General features: G+C 69.4%; 15 protein-coding genes. 9 read left to right on the forward strand and 6 right to left on the reverse strand.

Translation table 11 applies throughout. The annotated features are described in order from the left end of the window. Positions 1-8 precede the first annotated feature (8 nt). Together ACFQV6_RS13815 and ACFQV6_RS13820 are read left to right on the forward strand one after the other, a co-directional pair. A complete protein-coding gene (locus ACFQV6_RS13815) occupies positions 9-968 on the forward strand; it encodes an ATP-binding cassette domain-containing protein (RefSeq protein ID WP_378027839.1) in 960 nt (319 codons plus the stop codon). Continuing rightward, positions 965-1,744, forward strand: coding sequence for an ABC transporter permease (locus ACFQV6_RS13820; protein ID WP_378027840.1), 780 nt, complete (start codon positions 965-967; stop codon positions 1,742-1,744). The genes ACFQV6_RS13815 and ACFQV6_RS13820 overlap by 4 nt, the downstream gene beginning before the upstream one ends. Positions 1,745-2,190: 446 nt before the next feature. Here ACFQV6_RS13820 and ACFQV6_RS13825 read toward each other — a convergent pair whose 3' ends face one another. Next, complete coding sequence (locus ACFQV6_RS13825) at positions 2,191-2,556, reverse strand: DoxX family protein (protein ID WP_378027841.1); 366 nt, start codon at positions 2,554-2,556, stop codon at positions 2,191-2,193. A 112-nt stretch (positions 2,557-2,668) separates the two neighbouring features. Here ACFQV6_RS13825 and ACFQV6_RS13830 point away from each other — a divergent pair, with 112 nt between their 5' ends. The 3 genes from ACFQV6_RS13830 to ACFQV6_RS13840 all read left to right on the forward strand — a co-directional run bounded on the left by ACFQV6_RS13830 (position 2,669) and on the right by ACFQV6_RS13840 (position 5,441). Further along, positions 2,669-3,064: a winged helix-turn-helix transcriptional regulator gene (locus ACFQV6_RS13830; RefSeq protein ID WP_378027842.1), complete on the forward strand. Its 396-nt coding sequence runs from the start codon at positions 2,669-2,671 to the stop codon at positions 3,062-3,064. Positions 3,065-3,146: 82 nt separating this feature from the next. Continuing rightward, entirely contained in the window at positions 3,147-4,034 is an 888-nt protein-coding gene (locus tag ACFQV6_RS13835; protein ID WP_378027843.1) for an RNA polymerase sigma-70 factor, read from the forward strand. Between the two features lie 21 nt (positions 4,035-4,055). Beyond that, positions 4,056-5,441 (forward strand): NAD(P)/FAD-dependent oxidoreductase, encoded by a 1,386-nt coding sequence (locus ACFQV6_RS13840; RefSeq protein ID WP_378027844.1) that lies wholly within the window; start codon positions 4,056-4,058, stop codon positions 5,439-5,441. A 56-nt stretch (positions 5,442-5,497) separates the two neighbouring features. Here ACFQV6_RS13840 and ACFQV6_RS13845 read toward each other — a convergent pair whose 3' ends face one another. From ACFQV6_RS13845 to ACFQV6_RS13860, 4 genes are all read right to left on the reverse strand, one after another. Beyond that, a complete protein-coding gene (locus ACFQV6_RS13845) occupies positions 5,498-6,181 on the reverse strand; it encodes a hypothetical protein (protein WP_378027845.1) in 684 nt (227 codons plus the stop codon). Positions 6,182-6,253: 72 nt separating this feature from the next. Beyond that, positions 6,254-6,988 carry an SDR family oxidoreductase gene (locus ACFQV6_RS13850; protein ID WP_378027846.1) on the reverse strand — a complete coding sequence of 245 codons (735 nt, stop codon included), beginning with the start codon at positions 6,986-6,988 and terminating at the stop codon, positions 6,254-6,256. A gap of 100 nt (positions 6,989-7,088) precedes the next feature. Continuing rightward, positions 7,089-8,888, reverse strand: coding sequence for a flavin-containing monooxygenase (locus tag ACFQV6_RS13855; RefSeq protein WP_378027847.1), 1,800 nt, complete (start codon positions 8,886-8,888; stop codon positions 7,089-7,091). Positions 8,889-9,008: 120 nt separating this feature from the next. After that, entirely contained in the window at positions 9,009-9,656 is a 648-nt protein-coding gene (locus tag ACFQV6_RS13860; RefSeq protein ID WP_378027848.1) for a TetR family transcriptional regulator, read from the reverse strand. Positions 9,657-9,948: 292 nt separating this feature from the next. Between ACFQV6_RS13860 and ACFQV6_RS13865 the strand changes: the two genes are divergently transcribed. Then, positions 9,949-12,906 carry a glycosyl hydrolase gene (locus tag ACFQV6_RS13865; protein WP_378027849.1) on the forward strand — a complete coding sequence of 986 codons (2,958 nt, stop codon included), beginning with the start codon at positions 9,949-9,951 and terminating at the stop codon, positions 12,904-12,906. A 174-nt stretch (positions 12,907-13,080) separates the two neighbouring features. Here ACFQV6_RS13865 and ACFQV6_RS13870 read toward each other — a convergent pair whose 3' ends face one another. After that, entirely contained in the window at positions 13,081-13,740 is a 660-nt protein-coding gene (locus ACFQV6_RS13870; RefSeq protein ID WP_378027850.1) for a Bax inhibitor-1 family protein, read from the reverse strand. 157 nt (positions 13,741-13,897) lie between these two features. Here ACFQV6_RS13870 and ACFQV6_RS13875 point away from each other — a divergent pair, with 157 nt between their 5' ends. The 3 genes from ACFQV6_RS13875 to ACFQV6_RS13885 all read left to right on the forward strand — a co-directional run bounded on the left by ACFQV6_RS13875 (position 13,898) and on the right by ACFQV6_RS13885 (position 15,501). Next, positions 13,898-14,596: a Crp/Fnr family transcriptional regulator gene (locus ACFQV6_RS13875; RefSeq protein ID WP_378027851.1), complete on the forward strand. Its 699-nt coding sequence runs from the start codon at positions 13,898-13,900 to the stop codon at positions 14,594-14,596. A gap of 75 nt (positions 14,597-14,671) precedes the next feature. Further along, positions 14,672-15,238, forward strand: coding sequence for a Pycsar system effector family protein (locus ACFQV6_RS13880; RefSeq protein WP_378027852.1), 567 nt, complete (start codon positions 14,672-14,674; stop codon positions 15,236-15,238). After that, entirely contained in the window at positions 15,235-15,501 is a 267-nt protein-coding gene (locus ACFQV6_RS13885; RefSeq protein WP_378027853.1) for a helix-turn-helix domain-containing protein, read from the forward strand. Before ACFQV6_RS13880 ends, ACFQV6_RS13885 begins: the two co-directional genes overlap by 4 nt. The last annotated feature ends 69 nt before the right edge of the window (positions 15,502-15,570 follow it).

Raw genomic sequence — 15,570 nt, forward strand, 5'->3', positions numbered from 1 at the left:
GCTGTCCCGTGACCACCCTGTTCGCAGAAGGACTACGGAAGAGGTACGGCGATCTCGCCGCCCTGGACGGCTTCGACCTGGCGGTCCCGGCCGGCGTCATCTCCGGGCTGCTCGGTCCCAACGGAGCGGGCAAGACCACGGCCGTCCGCGCCATGGCGACCCTCATCGACCTGGACGGGGGCAGTGCGAGCGTCGAGGGGTTCGACGTGCGTACGCAGGCCCCGCAGGTCCGCCGCCGGATCGGCCTGGTCGGGCAGAACGCCGCCGTCGACGAAATCCTGAGCGGCCGGCAGAACCTGGTGATGTTCGGCCGGCTCTTCGGCCTGACCAGGTCCGATGCCCGGGCCCGTGCGGTCCGCCTGCTCGACATGTTTGGCCTCACCGAGGCGGCGGACCGGCCGGTCTCCACCTACAGCGGCGGGATGCGGCGGCGCCTCGACATCGCCGCGGCGCTGGTCCTGACACCCGCCGTCCTCTTCCTCGACGAGCCGACGACCGGGCTCGACCCGCGCGGCCGCAACGAGGTGTGGGACACCGTCCGGGAGGCCGCCGCGGGCGGCACCGCGGTCCTGCTCACCACGCAGTACCTCGACGAGGCCGACCAGCTGGCCTCGCAGATCTCGGTGATGGACCACGGCCGGGTCATCGCCTCGGACACCCCGGCGGCCCTGAAACGGCAGGTCGGCCGCGATCGGGTGACCGTCACGCTGGCCACGCCGGAGGACCTCGACCGGCTCGGGGCGAGGCTGCCGGGTGTCCGCGACGACGAGTCCCGCTCGCTGACGTTCGACGTTGGTGTCAGCGAGGTGGTCCGTGCCCTGGACGAGCTGGGGCTGACCGCCGAGGACCTGGTTCTGCGCCGCCCCACCCTCGACGAGGTGTTCCTGACCCTGACCGCCTCCTCGTCCTCGCCCTCGCCTTCGCCCTCGCCCTCGTCCTCGTCCTCGTCGAAGGAGAACGCCCGATGATGACTCTGCGTGCGGGCTGGATCCTCACCCAGCGGGAGCTGGCCCACTGGGCCCGCGAACCGTGGGGCCCGATCTTCAACCTGCTCTTCTCGATCATGCTGCTGCTCGTTTTCGGATTCCTGTTCGGCGGGGCGATCGTGGTGCCGGGCGGCGGCGACTACCTGGCCTTCCTGGTGCCCGGCATGCTGGCGCTGAGCATGATGTTCGGCGTGGAGCGGACGGCGCTCGCGATGGCCGCCGACGCCCGCAAAGGTGTCACCGACCGCTTCCGGTCGATGCCGATCGGCAGTGCCTCGGTGGCGCTGGGACGGGTCGGTGCGGACATGGCGAACTCCGCTGTCGAGCTGCTCGTCCTGATCCTCGGCGGACTGCTCGTCGGCTGGCGGATCACGGGACAGCCCGGTGCGGGTGCTCTCGCCGTACTCCTGCTGTTGCTCCTCAGGTTTGCCATGCTGTGGATCGGGATCTTTCTCGGTCTGTCCTTCCCGGGTGAGGGCGCGACCTCGGCGGTGCAGGTGCTCGTCTGGCCGATCGGCTTCCTGTCCACAGCGATCGTCTCGGCGGAGACGATGCCGGCCTGGCTCGGCGCGATCGCCGCGTGGAACCCGCTGTCGGCCACCGCAACCGCGGCGCGTCAACTGTTCGGCAACCCGACCGGCGTGACCGAGGGCGTGCTGGCCGACTGGGCGGTGTGGCTGGCCCTCGGCTGGCCGATAGTGCTCATCGCGGTGTTCGTGCCGCTGTCCGCTCGTGCCTACCGCAAGCTCCGAACCTGACCCACCCGCCCGCCGCGTCGGCTTTCACGCCCCGGACCACCGCTGAGCCCCAGCCGCCTCACTCGGCTGGGCGCCAGCGGTGGTTCTCGCGGCTCGGGCCCCCGCTGAGCGCCAGCCGGTTTGCTCGGCTGGGCGTGAGCGGTGGTTTTCGGGGCTCGGACCCCCGCTGAGCGCCAGCTGGTTCGCTCGGCTGGTGGTGAGCGGTCGTTTTCGGGGCCGGAGGCCCCGCTGAGCGCCAGCCGCCTCACGCGGCTGGGCGTGGGAGGGGGGTTTCGGGGCTCGGGCCCCCGCTGAGCGCCAGCCGGTTCGCTCGGCTGGGCGTGAGCGGTGGTTTTCGGGGCCGGAGGCCCCGCTGAGCGCCAGCCGGTTTGCTCGGCTGGCGCTCAGTGCTGTCTCCGCGCGATCGAAGCAGCACTGGGCGCCGGCCGAGTAAGGGTGCGGGTGGGTCAGAGGAAGGTGGTGGCCAGGTAGGCGGCTGTGGTGGAGGCGAGGAGGAGGGTGAGGTTCAGGCCGATGACGCGGGACTCGTTGCGGGAGAGGTGGAGGGCTGTTCCGCCCACCTGGATCAGGGAGAGCCCGATTGCCGCGGCGACCGCCAAGGCGGGGGCGATGCCGGTGAGCGGGGGCAGGATCAGGCCGGCGGCGCCGGCGACCTCCAGGGCGCCGATGGTGCGGACGACGGGCATCGGGACGCGATCCACCCAGCCCATCATCGGCTGGAGCTGCTCCCGGGTCTGGATGAGCTTCTTCCCTCCGGCGTAGAGGTAGAAGACCGCCAGGAGGGCAGCGAGAATCCAGTAGGCGAGCTCCATGAATAGCCCCTTCACCAGGATGGTTACCGGTCGTAAGTAGCATCATGATGGGGTACCTGGGACAGGCTTACAAAAGGCACACGCATGTGCCTCAGGCACAGGGAGGGGCGGCATGGAGTACGAGCACACCTGCATGATCCGCGGCGACGGCGGCCGGACGCTGCGGGCGATCCTCGACCAGATCTGCAACAAGTGGACACTGCTCGTCGTCGCCACCCTCGACCAGGGAACGGTCCGGTTCACCGAGCTGCACCATCAGATCCCGGGCATCTCGCAGCGCATGCTGACCCTGACCCTGCGCAACCTGGAACGGGACGGCCTGGTCTCCCGCACCGTGTTCGCCGAGGTTCCGCCACGCGTGGAGTACGCGCTGACCGCTATCGGCAAGAGCCTCATCGGACCCGCCCTGGCCCTGGCCGGCTGGGCGATCGAGCACGTACCCGAGATCGAGGCGAGCCGCGAGGCCTACCGCAACACCGGTAACGAAGCCGGCGAAAGAGTTGGATAGCAGCGGGACGCCGCACGATGGGCGGGACACTAGCGATGGGCGGGACACGAGCGATGGGCGGGACACGAGCGATGGGGGCACGGTGGCGGATTCCGCGGACCTGACGGATCTCGACAACGCGGCGGAGGTGTTCACCGCTTGCCGGCCGCGCCTGTTCGGGATCGCGTACCGCATGCTGAGCAGCGCCGCCGAGGCCGAGGATCTGGTGCAGGACGTCTGGCTGCGGTGGCAGTCGGCCGACCGCGGCGTGGTGAAGAACCCGGCGGCGTTCCTGGCCACCACGACGACCCGGCTGGCGATCAACGCGCTGCAGTCGGCGCGGGCGCGGCGGGAGACGTACATCGGGCCGTGGCTGCCGGAGCCGGTGGACACGAGCGCCGACCCGTATCTGGGTGCGGAGCGGGGTGAGGCGCTGGAGTTCGCGGCGCTGATGCTGATGGAGAAGCTGACGCCGAACGAGCGGGCGGCGTACGTGCTGCGGGAGGCGTTCGACTACTCCTACGGGCAGATCGCCGAGGTCCTGCAGTCGACCGAGCCGGCGGTGCGGCAGCTGGTCAGCCGGGCGCGCAAGCACGTGACCGGTGAGCGGCGGGCCGCGGTGAGCGCCGGGGCGCAGAAGGAACTGCTGGCGACGTTCATCACCGCCGCGCGTTCCGGTGACATGGGCGCGCTGGAGAAGCTGTTCGCGGTCGGCGTCGCCAGCGTCTCCGACGGTAACGGTGCCTACCAGGTCTCCCGTCAGCCGGTGGTCGGCGCTGCGAAGGTCGCCCGGTTCCTCAGCACGATCTCCGGCTGGTTCTGGGACGACGTGGAGATCGAGTGGGTGGAGATCAACGGGCAGACCGCTGTGGTGCTCCGCAAGGGTGGCGAGAAGTATGGCGTACTTACCATTTCGGCCACTGCCGACGGCATCGAGCAGCTGCTGTGGGTGCTGAATCCGGACAAGACCCGGGCGCTGTCACAAAACTGAGTGCTGTCCGGTCTACCTGATGTGAAGACGATTCTGGTGGTGGGCGGCGGCTATGCCGGCTTTTACACGGCCTGGGGGCTGGAGAAGAAACTCCGGCGCGACGAGGCGCGGGTCATCGTTGTCGATCCGCGCCCGTACATGACGTATCAACCATTTCTGCCCGAGGTGGTCGCGGGGTCGGTCGAGGCGCGGCACGCCGCGGTCTCACTGCGCGGGCACCTTCGCAAGACCACGATCATTTCCGGTACGGTCGAAGCAGTCGACCACGCACACCGGAAAGCCACCGTTCGTCCCGCCGACGCGCCGGAGTTCGTCCTCGACTACGACATCCTCGTGGTCACGGCCGGTGCGGTCACCCGGAAACTGTCGGTGCCCGGCGTGTCCGAGTGGGCGATCGGCATGAAGCACGTCGAGGAAGCGGTGGCCATCCGCGACCGGCTGCTCACCGCGTTCGACCGCGCGTCGACCCTCGAACCCGGTCCGCTGCGGCAGCGCCTGCTCACCGTGACGTTCGTCGGCGGTGGCTTCTCCGGCGTCGAGGGCTTCGGTGAGCTGTTGTCGCTGGCCACCGCGCTGATCCGAAGATATCCCGAGCTGCACCGGGACGAACTCCGGTTCCACCTGGTGGAGGCGCAGGGCCGGATCCTTCCCGAGGTCACCGAGGAGCCGGGCCGCTGGGTGGTGCGGACGCTGGAGGAGCGCGGGGCACGAGTACACCTGAATGCGCAGTTGATCTCTGCGACTGACGGCCTGGTGAAGCTCTCGACCGGCGAGGAGTTCGGCTCGGAACTGATCGTCTGGACCGTCGGCAACGCGGCGACCTCGATGGTGCGCGGCCACACCGACCTGCCGATCAACGAGCGCGGCCAGGTGATCGTCCGGGCCGATCTGCGGGTCGGCACCGAGGACGAGCCGGTGGACGGCGCCTGGGCGGCCGGCGACGACGCGGCCGTCCCGGACCTCGCGGTGGGCCGGCCCGGTGCCGCCACGGTGCCCAACGCCCAGCACGCGGTCCGCCAGGGCAAACTGCTCGCCGGTAACCTGGTGGCGACCCTGCGCGGCCGGGGAACGAAGCAGTACGTGCACCACAGCCTCGGTACGGTCGCCACGCTCGGCCTGGGCCGCGGCATCTTCCAGTATCGCGGGATCGTCATCAAGGGCCTGCTCGCCTGGCTCATGCACCGCGGCTATCACGTGCTGGCCGTGCCGACCTGGGAGCGCAAGGTCCGCGTCCTCGCGGTGTGGCTGACGGCGGTGCTGTTCGGCCGGGACATCGTCTCGCTGGCGGCCGTGCAGGACCCGCGCCGCGCCTTCGTCACGGGCGACTCCCCGTCGCCGGAGCAGGAGCCCGGCCGCCGCCCGTCGCCGGAGCCCGACCACCGCCCGGAGCCTGTCCGATCAGCATGACAGGCGCCCGGGCCGCATGGTGAGCGACGCGGGCGGTGGAGTCAGTGGCGGTGCGGTCAGCGGCGGCGCGCCCGGGGCGGCAGTTGGACGCCGGCCAGGGTGCGCAGGGCGGCCGGGCCGCGTGAGCGGTTCCGCCGCCGGATGTGGAGAACCGGGGCGAGGTCGATGGTCGGCCTGGCCTCGGCCTCCTTGGGCTCCAAGTCCCGGAAGTCGGCCTCGTCGTCGATCTCCTGGAGCGCCTCGTCCTCACCGGCCACATCGGACTCGGTGAACGGCTCCGCCAGGGGAACGGCAAGCATCCGGTCAGTCTCCGGGCTGCTGTCCTCGGGTGCCTTGACGAAGACACGCGCCGCGCCGACGTTGGCAGCCGCGAACAGGGCCGCGAGCACCGCCAGCCCCGGCGAACTCGCAGCCGACACCACGGCGAGCGCCCCGGTCACCACCGCTGTTCCGGCGGCGGCAGCGGTGCCCGTACGCCGGATCGAGTAGTTGCCGCGCCCGGTCACCCGCATCGTCGCCGCGGTGCACAGCGGGCCGAGCACGCAGGCGATCACCCACACGAGCACCACCTGCCAGAGCCCGCTCCAGCTGGCGAGCTCGTCGCCGAACAGCCACGCCAGGGCCGGCACACCGAGGATCGCGACCAGCAGGAACACCACGGCGTCGACGGTGAGCACGATGGCCGCCACCGTGATCGTGTCGATCCTGCGCGCCGCGGAGAAGCCCTCCTCGATCGTCATGCCGTCTCCCGTTGATCATGGCGTCCCGGAGGGGCACCGTACCGCACTCCGGGGCGCCACGTCGTCCCCGCGTCAGCGCATCAGCCACTCCCGGTAGGAGGTCTTCGCGATGACGGCGTCGTCCCCGGCGATGATCGCGTCGCCCTCGATGGCGGCGAACATGCCGGCGGTGTTGTCGGTGACGACCGTACGGCGGTCACCCTGGGTGGCGAGCGTGACCCGGCCGAGGTCGTCGAGTGTGAACACCTCGGGCCCGGCGACGTTGCGGATGCCCCGCAGCGGGGCGCCCGCGCTCACCTCGGCGACGGCCTGGGCGACGTCGGACGCGGCCATCGGCTGGATCTTGGTGGCTGGCAGCCGTACGACGTTGTCGTCGGCGGTCCAGGACATCACCGCGCTGACGAACTCGAAGAACTGGGTCGCGCGGACGATCGAGTACGGCACCGGGCCGGCCCGGAGGATCTCCTCCTGGAGCAGCTTGGCGCGGTAGTAGTCCAGGTTCGGCACCTGGTCGACGCCGACGATCGACAGGACGACAGCGTGACCGGCACCGGCGTCCGCGGCGGCGGACAGCAGGTTGTCCATGGTGGTGCGGAAGAAGCCGGCCGACGCCTCGTCGAAGGTCGGCGAGTTGGTCAGGTTCACCACGACGTCGGCGCCGGTGAGGGCTTCGGCCAGGCCCTTGCCGCTGATCAGGTCCAGACCGGTCGACGGTGAGTGCGGCACCGCCTCGTGCCCGCCGGCCTTCAGCATGCCGACTACCTGCGAGCCGATCAGCCCGGTGCCACCGATGACTGCGATCTTCATGGTCGTACCTCTCCTCGTGTGCTTGTCACCAGCTATGACCGGAAGCGGCCGGAGTTTGTGACAAGCACACGAGAAAAGAAGACAAGCACACGAGAAGGAATCAGTGCAGGACCTCGTCGATGCTGCTCTCCCGCCACTCGCGCAGCAGCTCGTGGAAGGCGACCGGCCCCGGGCCGAACGAGAAGTTCACCGGCCGCGGTTTGCCCTCGCCGTTGTAGTAGCCGGGGGTGCACTCCGCCTTGAACTTGAAGTTGTCCGGCGCGGTCTCCCGGATCACCGTGCCCCAGTAGTCCTCGGCCTCGGTGGTCGGCTCGATGTAGCGGGCGCCCCGCTTGTCCGCCTCACCGACCACGGCACCGATGTGGGTGGCCTGCTCCTGGAGGACGTGCACGAAGTTGACCGCCGCGGCGTTCTGCATCGAGCCGAGGTGGAACAGGTTCGGGAAGCCGTTGCTGTAGAAGCCGTGCAGCGTACGGGGGCCGTTGCGCCAGTGGCCGAGCAGCGGCATCCCGCCCCGCCCGATGACCGGGAGTGTTCCGGAGAGCACGCCGGAGATGCCGACCTCGAAGCCGGTCGCGAAGATCACGCAGTCGACCTCGTACTCCTCGTCGCCGACCACGATCGACGTGGCGGTCATCCGGGTGATGCCACCGGTGTCGGCGGTGTCCACCAGGGTGACGTTGGGTCGGTTGAAGGCCTGCAGGTAGTAGTCGCTGAACGTGGGCCGCTTGCACATGTAGCGGTACCACGGCTTCAGCTTCTCCGCGGTGGCCGGGTCCTCGACGACCTCGTCGACCCGCGCGCGGATCTCCTCCATGGTCCGGAAGTCCGCGACCTCGTCGAGGTACTCGCGCTCCTCGGCGGTGATGTTCGGGTCGACCGAGCCGGTCAGCATCTGGCGCTGGAGTTTGGCGGTGGCCGTCCACCGGTCACCGATCAGGTCCTCGGCGGTGTGGCCGCCGGTGACGATGGTCAGGAAGTTCTCCATCCGCTCCCGCTGCCACCCGGGCCGCAGCGACGCCGCCCACTCCGGGTCGGTGGGCCGGTTGTCGCGGACGTCGACGGTCGACGGGGTGCGCTGGAAGACGTAGAGCCGCTCGGCGTCGCGGGCCAGGTGCGGGACGATCTGGATGCCGCTGGCGCCGGTGCCGACCACGGCGACCTTCTTGCCGGCGAGCCGGTCCAGGCCACCGGTCTGGTCGCCGCCGGTGTACTCGTAGTCCCAGCGGCTGCTGTGGAAGGTGTGCCCGCGGAACTCCTCGATGCCGGGGATGCCGGGCAGCTTCGGCTGGGTCAGGGTGCCCGAGGAGATCACCACGTACCGGCTGCGGAACTGGTCACCGCGGTCCGTGGTCACGTCCCAGACGGCGTCCTCGGAGTCCCAGCGCAGCTCGGTGACCCGGGTGTGGAACAGCGCGTCGGCGTACAGGTCGAACCGCTCGGCGATCGCGATGGCGTGCTGCCGGATCTCCTCACCGGGCGCGTACCGCCACTTCGGGACGTAACCGACCTCCTCCAGCAGCGGCATGTAGACGGTCGACTCGATGTCACAGTGGATTCCGGGGTAGCGGTTCCAGTACCAGGTGCCCCCGAAGTCACCGCCCTCGTCGATCATCCGGATCCGCTCGACGCCGGCCTGCCGCAGCCGCGCACCGCTGAGCAGGCCGCCGAAGCCGCCGCCGATGACCACCGCGTCGACCTGGTCCCGCACGGGCTCACGATCGGTCCGCTCGGTGTACGGGTCGGCCGCGTAGTACCCGAACTCACCGGCGGCCCGCCGGTACTGGGCGGTGCCGTCGGGCCGGATGCGCCGGTCACGCTCCGCTTTGTACTTCGCGCGCAGCGCTTCGATTTCCTCAGCGCTGAGGCGATGTGGTGGGCGGGGAGAGGTCGGGGACATGGTGTGCCCTTTCGCGGGGATCGTCCGGGGTAACGCGAGCCAACCCAAGCACCCTATTTAAAGCAACTGCTTGACGAAAAGTGTGTCCCAGTGCACTGCTGTCCGAATCGTGACCTTGCGTCAGGCCGTGCTCACACCGGCGCGATACAGCCCCTCGATCGCGTCGATCAGCCCGCTCGCCGCCGCCTCCCAATCGGGCTCAGTGGTCCGCTCGCGCTGCGCGCAGAAGTGCACGATCAGCGTGTGCGCCATCTCGTCGCGCTCCGACAGGACATCGGCCGTCAACTGCGGCAGGCACCGGTGAACCGTCTCGGTCACGGCCCGCAGCATCGGCGCGTCCCGCAACTCGTCCGCCGCGAGCTCCCGCAGGCTCGGCTCGGTCATCACCTGAGCCGCGAACCGCGCATACCAGCTGGGTGTGCCGAGGGCGGCCAGGTGCTCGGTGAACGACCGCACCTCGCAGGTCACCCAGTCACGCAGATCGGTGCTTCCCGCGTACCTTTCAAGAAGCCGCCGCCGAATTCCCTCCATCGGCTCCGCATGCCGTCGCACGATGGCCTTGACGAGTTCGTCGCGCCCGCCGAAGTGGTAATTCACCGCCGCGTTGTTGCCCTGCCCGGCCGCCTCGCTGATCTGCCGATGCGACACCGAGAACACGCCCTGCTCCGCGAACAGTCGCTCCGCGGTCAGCAGAATGGTCGTCCGCGTCTGCTCCACCAGCTCGGTGCGCGGCCGCCGCCCAGCCACATCCCTGTCGGCGCGGCTCATTCCGGCCTCCGTAGGCAGACCAATAGAGACCATCAAGCATAGGGGGCGATCACACCCCAGCGATCAAGAGCTTTGAATGTACGAGAGGCGCACAGCGCTGCCCTCGCGAGTGGACCGGCAGCTGCCCGCTCCGGGCCGCACCCCGCCGCCGGCTCATGCGCCGGGTCCGGCTTGGCACCACAGCTGTCAACAGATCGGAAACATTGACGACATCCGTTGTCACACCTACAGTTCCTGACACGTGAGAGCGCTCTCACGCCCGGTTGCCGCAGGTCAAAACAATGGAGGCGTGATGGGTTCGGTCGTTCGGCGTGTGGGATCAGGTGGTGGTCGCGCCCTTGTCGTGGCGGTTGCCGCGGCTGTCGTGGCCGGGCTCGGAGCGGTGGCTCTGGGTGGCACGGCCGACGCGGCCACCGTCGGCGCGGGCAGCTACACCGAGACGTTGCCGGCCGGTGCGAGCCTGCCGGCCGGCTGTGGAGACCTGGCGACGAACCCGCGGCAGTTTCTGACCGCCAACGCGCCGGCCGGCCCGGTGCCGACGAACGACTGGTGGTCGTCGCTGGTCTACAAGAAGTTCGACTGCTCCTACAGCGAGAACCTGCACGCGCACCCGACGAGCTACGACACCACCTCGGGCGGGCTCGGCTTCTCCTACAACACCACGCCGCAGATCAGTGGCTCGGCCACCGGCGTGGGGGAGTACCACTACATCTACCAGGAGGACTTCACCGCCGGGGTGACCGGGCTGAACGCGCCGCGCACGCTCGTCGACTCGTGGACCGACTGGACCGTCACGCCGTACTGGAGTGACGGCACCCGGACCATGAAGGCGACCATCGGCCACGGCCTGCCGTTCGCCTACTTCCAGGTCACCGGCGGCAACGCCCAGATCACCGCGAAGAGCACGCCGGCCGTCTGGTCCAACAGCGGATCGCGCATCGGGTACTCGGTCGCGGGCAAGGACTACGTCGCGTACGCGCCGGCCGGTGCCACCTGGTCGGTCAGCGGCAGCGTCATCACCTCCACGCTGGCGGGCAAGGGCTACTTCTCGATCGCCGTGCTGCCCACCACGCCGTCCACCAGCACCGCGGACAAGACAGCGCTGGCCGGCAGCTACGGCACCTACGCGCACAACCACGTCACCGGCACCCGGGTGTCGTACTCGTACAACCAGGGCACCAGCCGGGTCGCCACGACGTACACGTACACCACCACCGCCCGTGAGGGTTCCGGCACCGGTACGGTCATCGGCCTCTACCCGCACCAGTGGCGGGCGCTGACCGGCGCGACGCCGATCTCGCAGACCTACGTCACCGCCCGCGGCGCGATGAAGAACCTCGTCGGTGCCTCGTCGTACACCACGTCGGCTGTCTACAACGGGGTGCTGCCCGAGGTGCCCGCTGTCGCCACCAGCTCCGGTGCCGACCTGGCGACGCTCAACGGCTACCTCGACCAGGTCAAGGACAACCCGGTCAACGTCACGAAGAACGACACCTACTGGACCGGCAAGGCCCTCGGCATCGGCGCCCGGATCGCCGAGATCGCCGACCAGCTCGGCCGCACCGATGTGCGGGACACCGCGCTGGCGGCCATCCGTACCCAGCTGACCGACTGGTTCACCGCCTCGCAGGGCAAGACGCAGAAGCTGTTCTACTACGACCGGAACTGGGGCACGCTGATCGGCTACCCCGCGTCGTACGGCTCCGACGCCGAGCTCAACGACCACCACTTCCACTACGGCTACTACATCGCGGCCGCCGCCACGCTCGCCAAGTTCGATCCGGCCTGGGCCACCAGCGCCCGGTACGGCGGCATGGTGGACCTGCTGATCCGCGACGCCAACAACTACGACCGCGGCGACAACCGGTTCCCGTTCCTGCGCGACTTCGACATCTACGCCGGTCACGACTGGGCGGCCGGCCACGGCGCGTTCTTCGCCGGCAACAACCAGGAGTCCTCGTCGGAGGGCATGAACTTCGCCAACGGCCTGATCCAGTGGGGCCAGGCGACCGGCAACACCGCGATCCGCGACGCCGGCATCTTCATCTGGACGACACAGTCGGCCGCGATCAACGAGTACTGGTTCGACACCCGCAACGAGAACTTCCCGTCCGCGTTCGGCCACGGCACGGTCGGCATGGTGTGGGGTGACGGCGGGGCGTACTCCACCTGGTTCGCCTCCGCACCCGAGCAGATCCACGGCATCAACATGCTGCCGGTCACCGGCGGGCACTTCTACATGGGCAACGACCCGGCCTACGTCAAGCGCAACTACGCCGAGATGGTCACCAACGCCGGGCACGAACCGGCGCTCTGGCAGGACATCGCCTGGCAGTATCTGGCGCTCGGCGACGGCGACGCGGCCCTGGCGAAGTTCCGGGCCAACAGCGGCTACACGCCGGAGGAGGGCGAGACCAAGGCGCACACGTTCCACTGGATCCGCAACCTGGCCGCTCTCGGCACGTCCGATCTCAGCGTCACCGCCAACCACCCGCTCTACCGGGTGTTCACCAAGAACGGCGCCAAGACGTACGTCGCCTCCAACATCACCAACGCCGCGCTCACCGTCACCTTCTCCGACGGCAAGGTCCTGACGCTGCCCGCCGGCCGCACGGTCGCCAGCGGCGCGGTCAACTTCTCCGGCGGCAACGCGACGGGCGGCGGCATCAACCCGAGCCCGACCAGCAGCCCCAGCCCGACCGGCAGCTCCAGCCCCACCACCAGCCCGTCGCCGACCTCCAGCAGCAGTCCCACTCCGAGCCCGTCCACCTCCAACCCGCCGGCCGCTGTCCGCTACCTCCAGACCGGCGGTGCGCTGGCCGGCACCGCGGGTAGCGCGGGGACCGCAACGGTGGCCAAGGCCTCGGGCACCAACGACAACCAGCCGCACTCGCCGACCACGTTCACCGCGACCGGCCTGAATCTGGCCTACCGCTCCGGCGCCGCGACAGCCTTCGCCATCTCGGTGGACTCGGGCACCTCGGTCGGCAACGCCTCCCAGGTCCGCGTCTCCTACGACCTGACCGGCAACGGCAGCTTCGACCGCGTCGAAACCTTCCGCTACTTCGCCACCGACCCGGTCCCGGGCTGGGAGCGCTACTCCGACGCGGCCGGCCAGATCACCACCACCGGAGCCTTCGGCAATCTCGCCAACGGCACCGTCAAGGTGGAGATCTGGAGCGCCATCGGCTCCGCACCGAGCACGGTCTCACTCGGCGCCCTCTCCACAGTGACCCTGCCCTACCAGTGACCCTGCCCTACCAGTGACCCTGCCCTACCAGTGACCCTGCCCTACCAGTGACCTGACGACAGGAGCGCCGCGTGGGTCTTCCCGCGCGGCGCTCAGGCGGCCCGGCCTGAGCCGGCGCACCCCGTCAGACCCGGCTTGCTCCTGTTGGGCTTCAGCTGCTGCTCCTGTTGCGGGTCAGCGGCTGCCGCCGCGGAAGATGCGGAGGAAGAAGAGGAAGACGTTGAGGATGTCGAGGAAGATGGACGCGGCGAGCAGCGGCGCGGAGTCGGCGTCGGAGGAGCGGCGCAGGCGCTGGAAGTCGAACATGATGAAGCCTGCGAAGATCACCAGGCCGAGTACGGAGTAGATGAGGGATCCGTACGGGATGTTCACGAAGATCAGCACGATGCCGAAGACGAGCAGGGCGACCAGCGCCCAGAAGCACACCCGGGCCAGCGCCGTGAGGTCGCGGCGGGTCGCGTATCCGGCGGCGCCGAACGCGCCGACGAACAGGGCTGTCGCGGCGCCGGCCTGCCAGAGGGCCTGCGGGTCGGTGCTGGCGTAGTAGACCAGCGTCGGCGCGATCGCCACCCCCATCAGCAGTCCGAACGCCGCGAGCATCGCGACCGTCGCCTGCCGTGACCGGCGGACGGTGAAGTGCATGGCGATCAGGGCGGCGAACGCCGCGAGGTACGCGAGGAAGGCGATGCCGGCCGGAAGATTGCGACCGAGGTAGGCGCCGAGGGCGAACAGGGCGGTGGTCGCCGCGACGTAGCCCATCGTCTGCGCGAACAGGGTGTGGCTGCGGTCGCGGGTGGCGAGCCCGGCGGGGCGGTACGCATAGGTGTCGTCCATCGGGGTCCCCTGACGGTCGAGATGGTGTAGCCACCACTCTGGACCGGAGCGACCACGCGGACACCCTTCGCCAGGGGTGATACTCACCAGCTGCCGCGCCGGATCCAGCGGCGTCCGTGGCATTGGCGTTGCGCGGTGGCACCCCTACAGTTCCAGCATGCATGAGCGCGAGCCGGCGGTTTCCCGCAGTAATCTGCGTACCCCGCTCAGTGACAATGCGAAAAAGCTTCTGGATTCTCTCGGGCGGCCGCTTTCCTATCGCGCCGGAAAGGTGCTCTTCCACCAGGCCGACCCGAGCACTCATGTCGCCTTCCTCATCGCCGGATGGGTGAAGGTCGTTTCCGGGGCGCCCAGCGGGGAGGAGGCGATCATTGCGATCCGGGGACCCGGCGACGTTCTGGGGGAGTTGTCGGCAATCGATGGATCACCGCGTTCCGCCACCGTTGTCGCGCTGGTCGACGTGGACGCCCGGGTCGTGCCCGGTGAGGAATTCGTCAACGCCGTCTGCGGCTCGCCGGAACTCAGCCGGGCGCTGCTGCGGCACCTGGCCGTGAACCTGCGGCAGTCCGACCGCAAGCGGCTGGAGTACCTCAGTACGGACACGTTTCAGCGCCTGATCGCCCTGCTCGTCGAAATGATCGGCAGTTACGGGCACAGCGCGGCGGACGGTGCGGTCGAGATCCGGCTCCCGCTGAGCCAGCAGGACATGGCCACCGCCGCCGCGATGTCCCGGCCGGCGGTGGCTCGAGGGCTCCGCAAACTGCGTGAGCGGGGCCTGGTGGAGACCGGCGGCCGATACCTGGTGATCACCCGGCCGGAGCTGCTGCGAGCGATCCACGAACGGGCAGGCGGGTGAGCTTCGATCGAATGACACGGTGCGGCTGTATCACGTGATGCAACCTCGGCCGGCCCGGCTGTCGATCCTGAATGTATGGCGAATGGGACGCATGTTCGAGGCCGCAACCCCGCTGTCGTGACCCGCCGGGCGGACGCGGCCGGGCGCTCATTGGGGCGCCGCCGCGTCACCGAGGAGCGGGCCCGCGTCCGCCGGGCCGAGCAGCTGCTCGCGGGTGTCCACGCGGAGCTGCGCAAGGCCGACACCAAGGCGACGGGTCTGCTGGCTCTCGCCGGTGCCAGCGCGGTCGGTCTGGCCCAGTTGGTGGTCGCGGACGAGGGTGCCGTTTCGGGCGTACGGATGCTGTTGCGGTGGATCGCCTTTCTCCTCTGGGTGATCGCTGTGGCGCTGCTGGCGACCGCCCTGGCGCCTCGGACGGGTGGACACGACGACGCGCGGCAACTGGCGTTCTTCGGTCACCTGCGGGGACTCGGCGCCGGCCGGATCGCGGCCACGCTGCGCCGTCACCCGCGGCGTCTCCCCGGGCTGATCTCCGAGCTGATGTGGACGAGCCGGGCGGTGACCCGCAAGTACCGGCTGATTTCGATTGCGCTCATCCTCCTGGTGTTCTCGCTCGTCGCCATGATCGGCACGGCGGCGTGACGCCGCGGATCGAGTTGCTCGCGTACTCGGCGCCGAATCGGGTCGTGCGGGCTCTCGCCACCCTTTCCGGCCTGTTCGGGAATGGTACGGGCCGCAGTTCAAAGATCATTTCCGTGAAGCAGACCGACCTTGCCGATCTTGCCGGAACGTCCCGTGAGGTAACTGTCCGGGTACTGCGCGCACTTCGTGAGGCCGGCGTCGTCCGTACCCGTCGATCCAGAATCGAGGTCATTGATTCTGGCGAATTGGTTGACCGTGACTGACCGAAAGTCCAATTCAGTTTTTGTGGGTACGCGGACACATCCACGGCCGGGCGCCTGCCGTATCAAGGG

It is taken from the genome of Actinoplanes sp. GCM10030250 (assembly GCF_042666575.1).
Classification (GTDB): Bacteria; Actinomycetota; Actinomycetes; order Mycobacteriales; family Micromonosporaceae; genus Actinoplanes.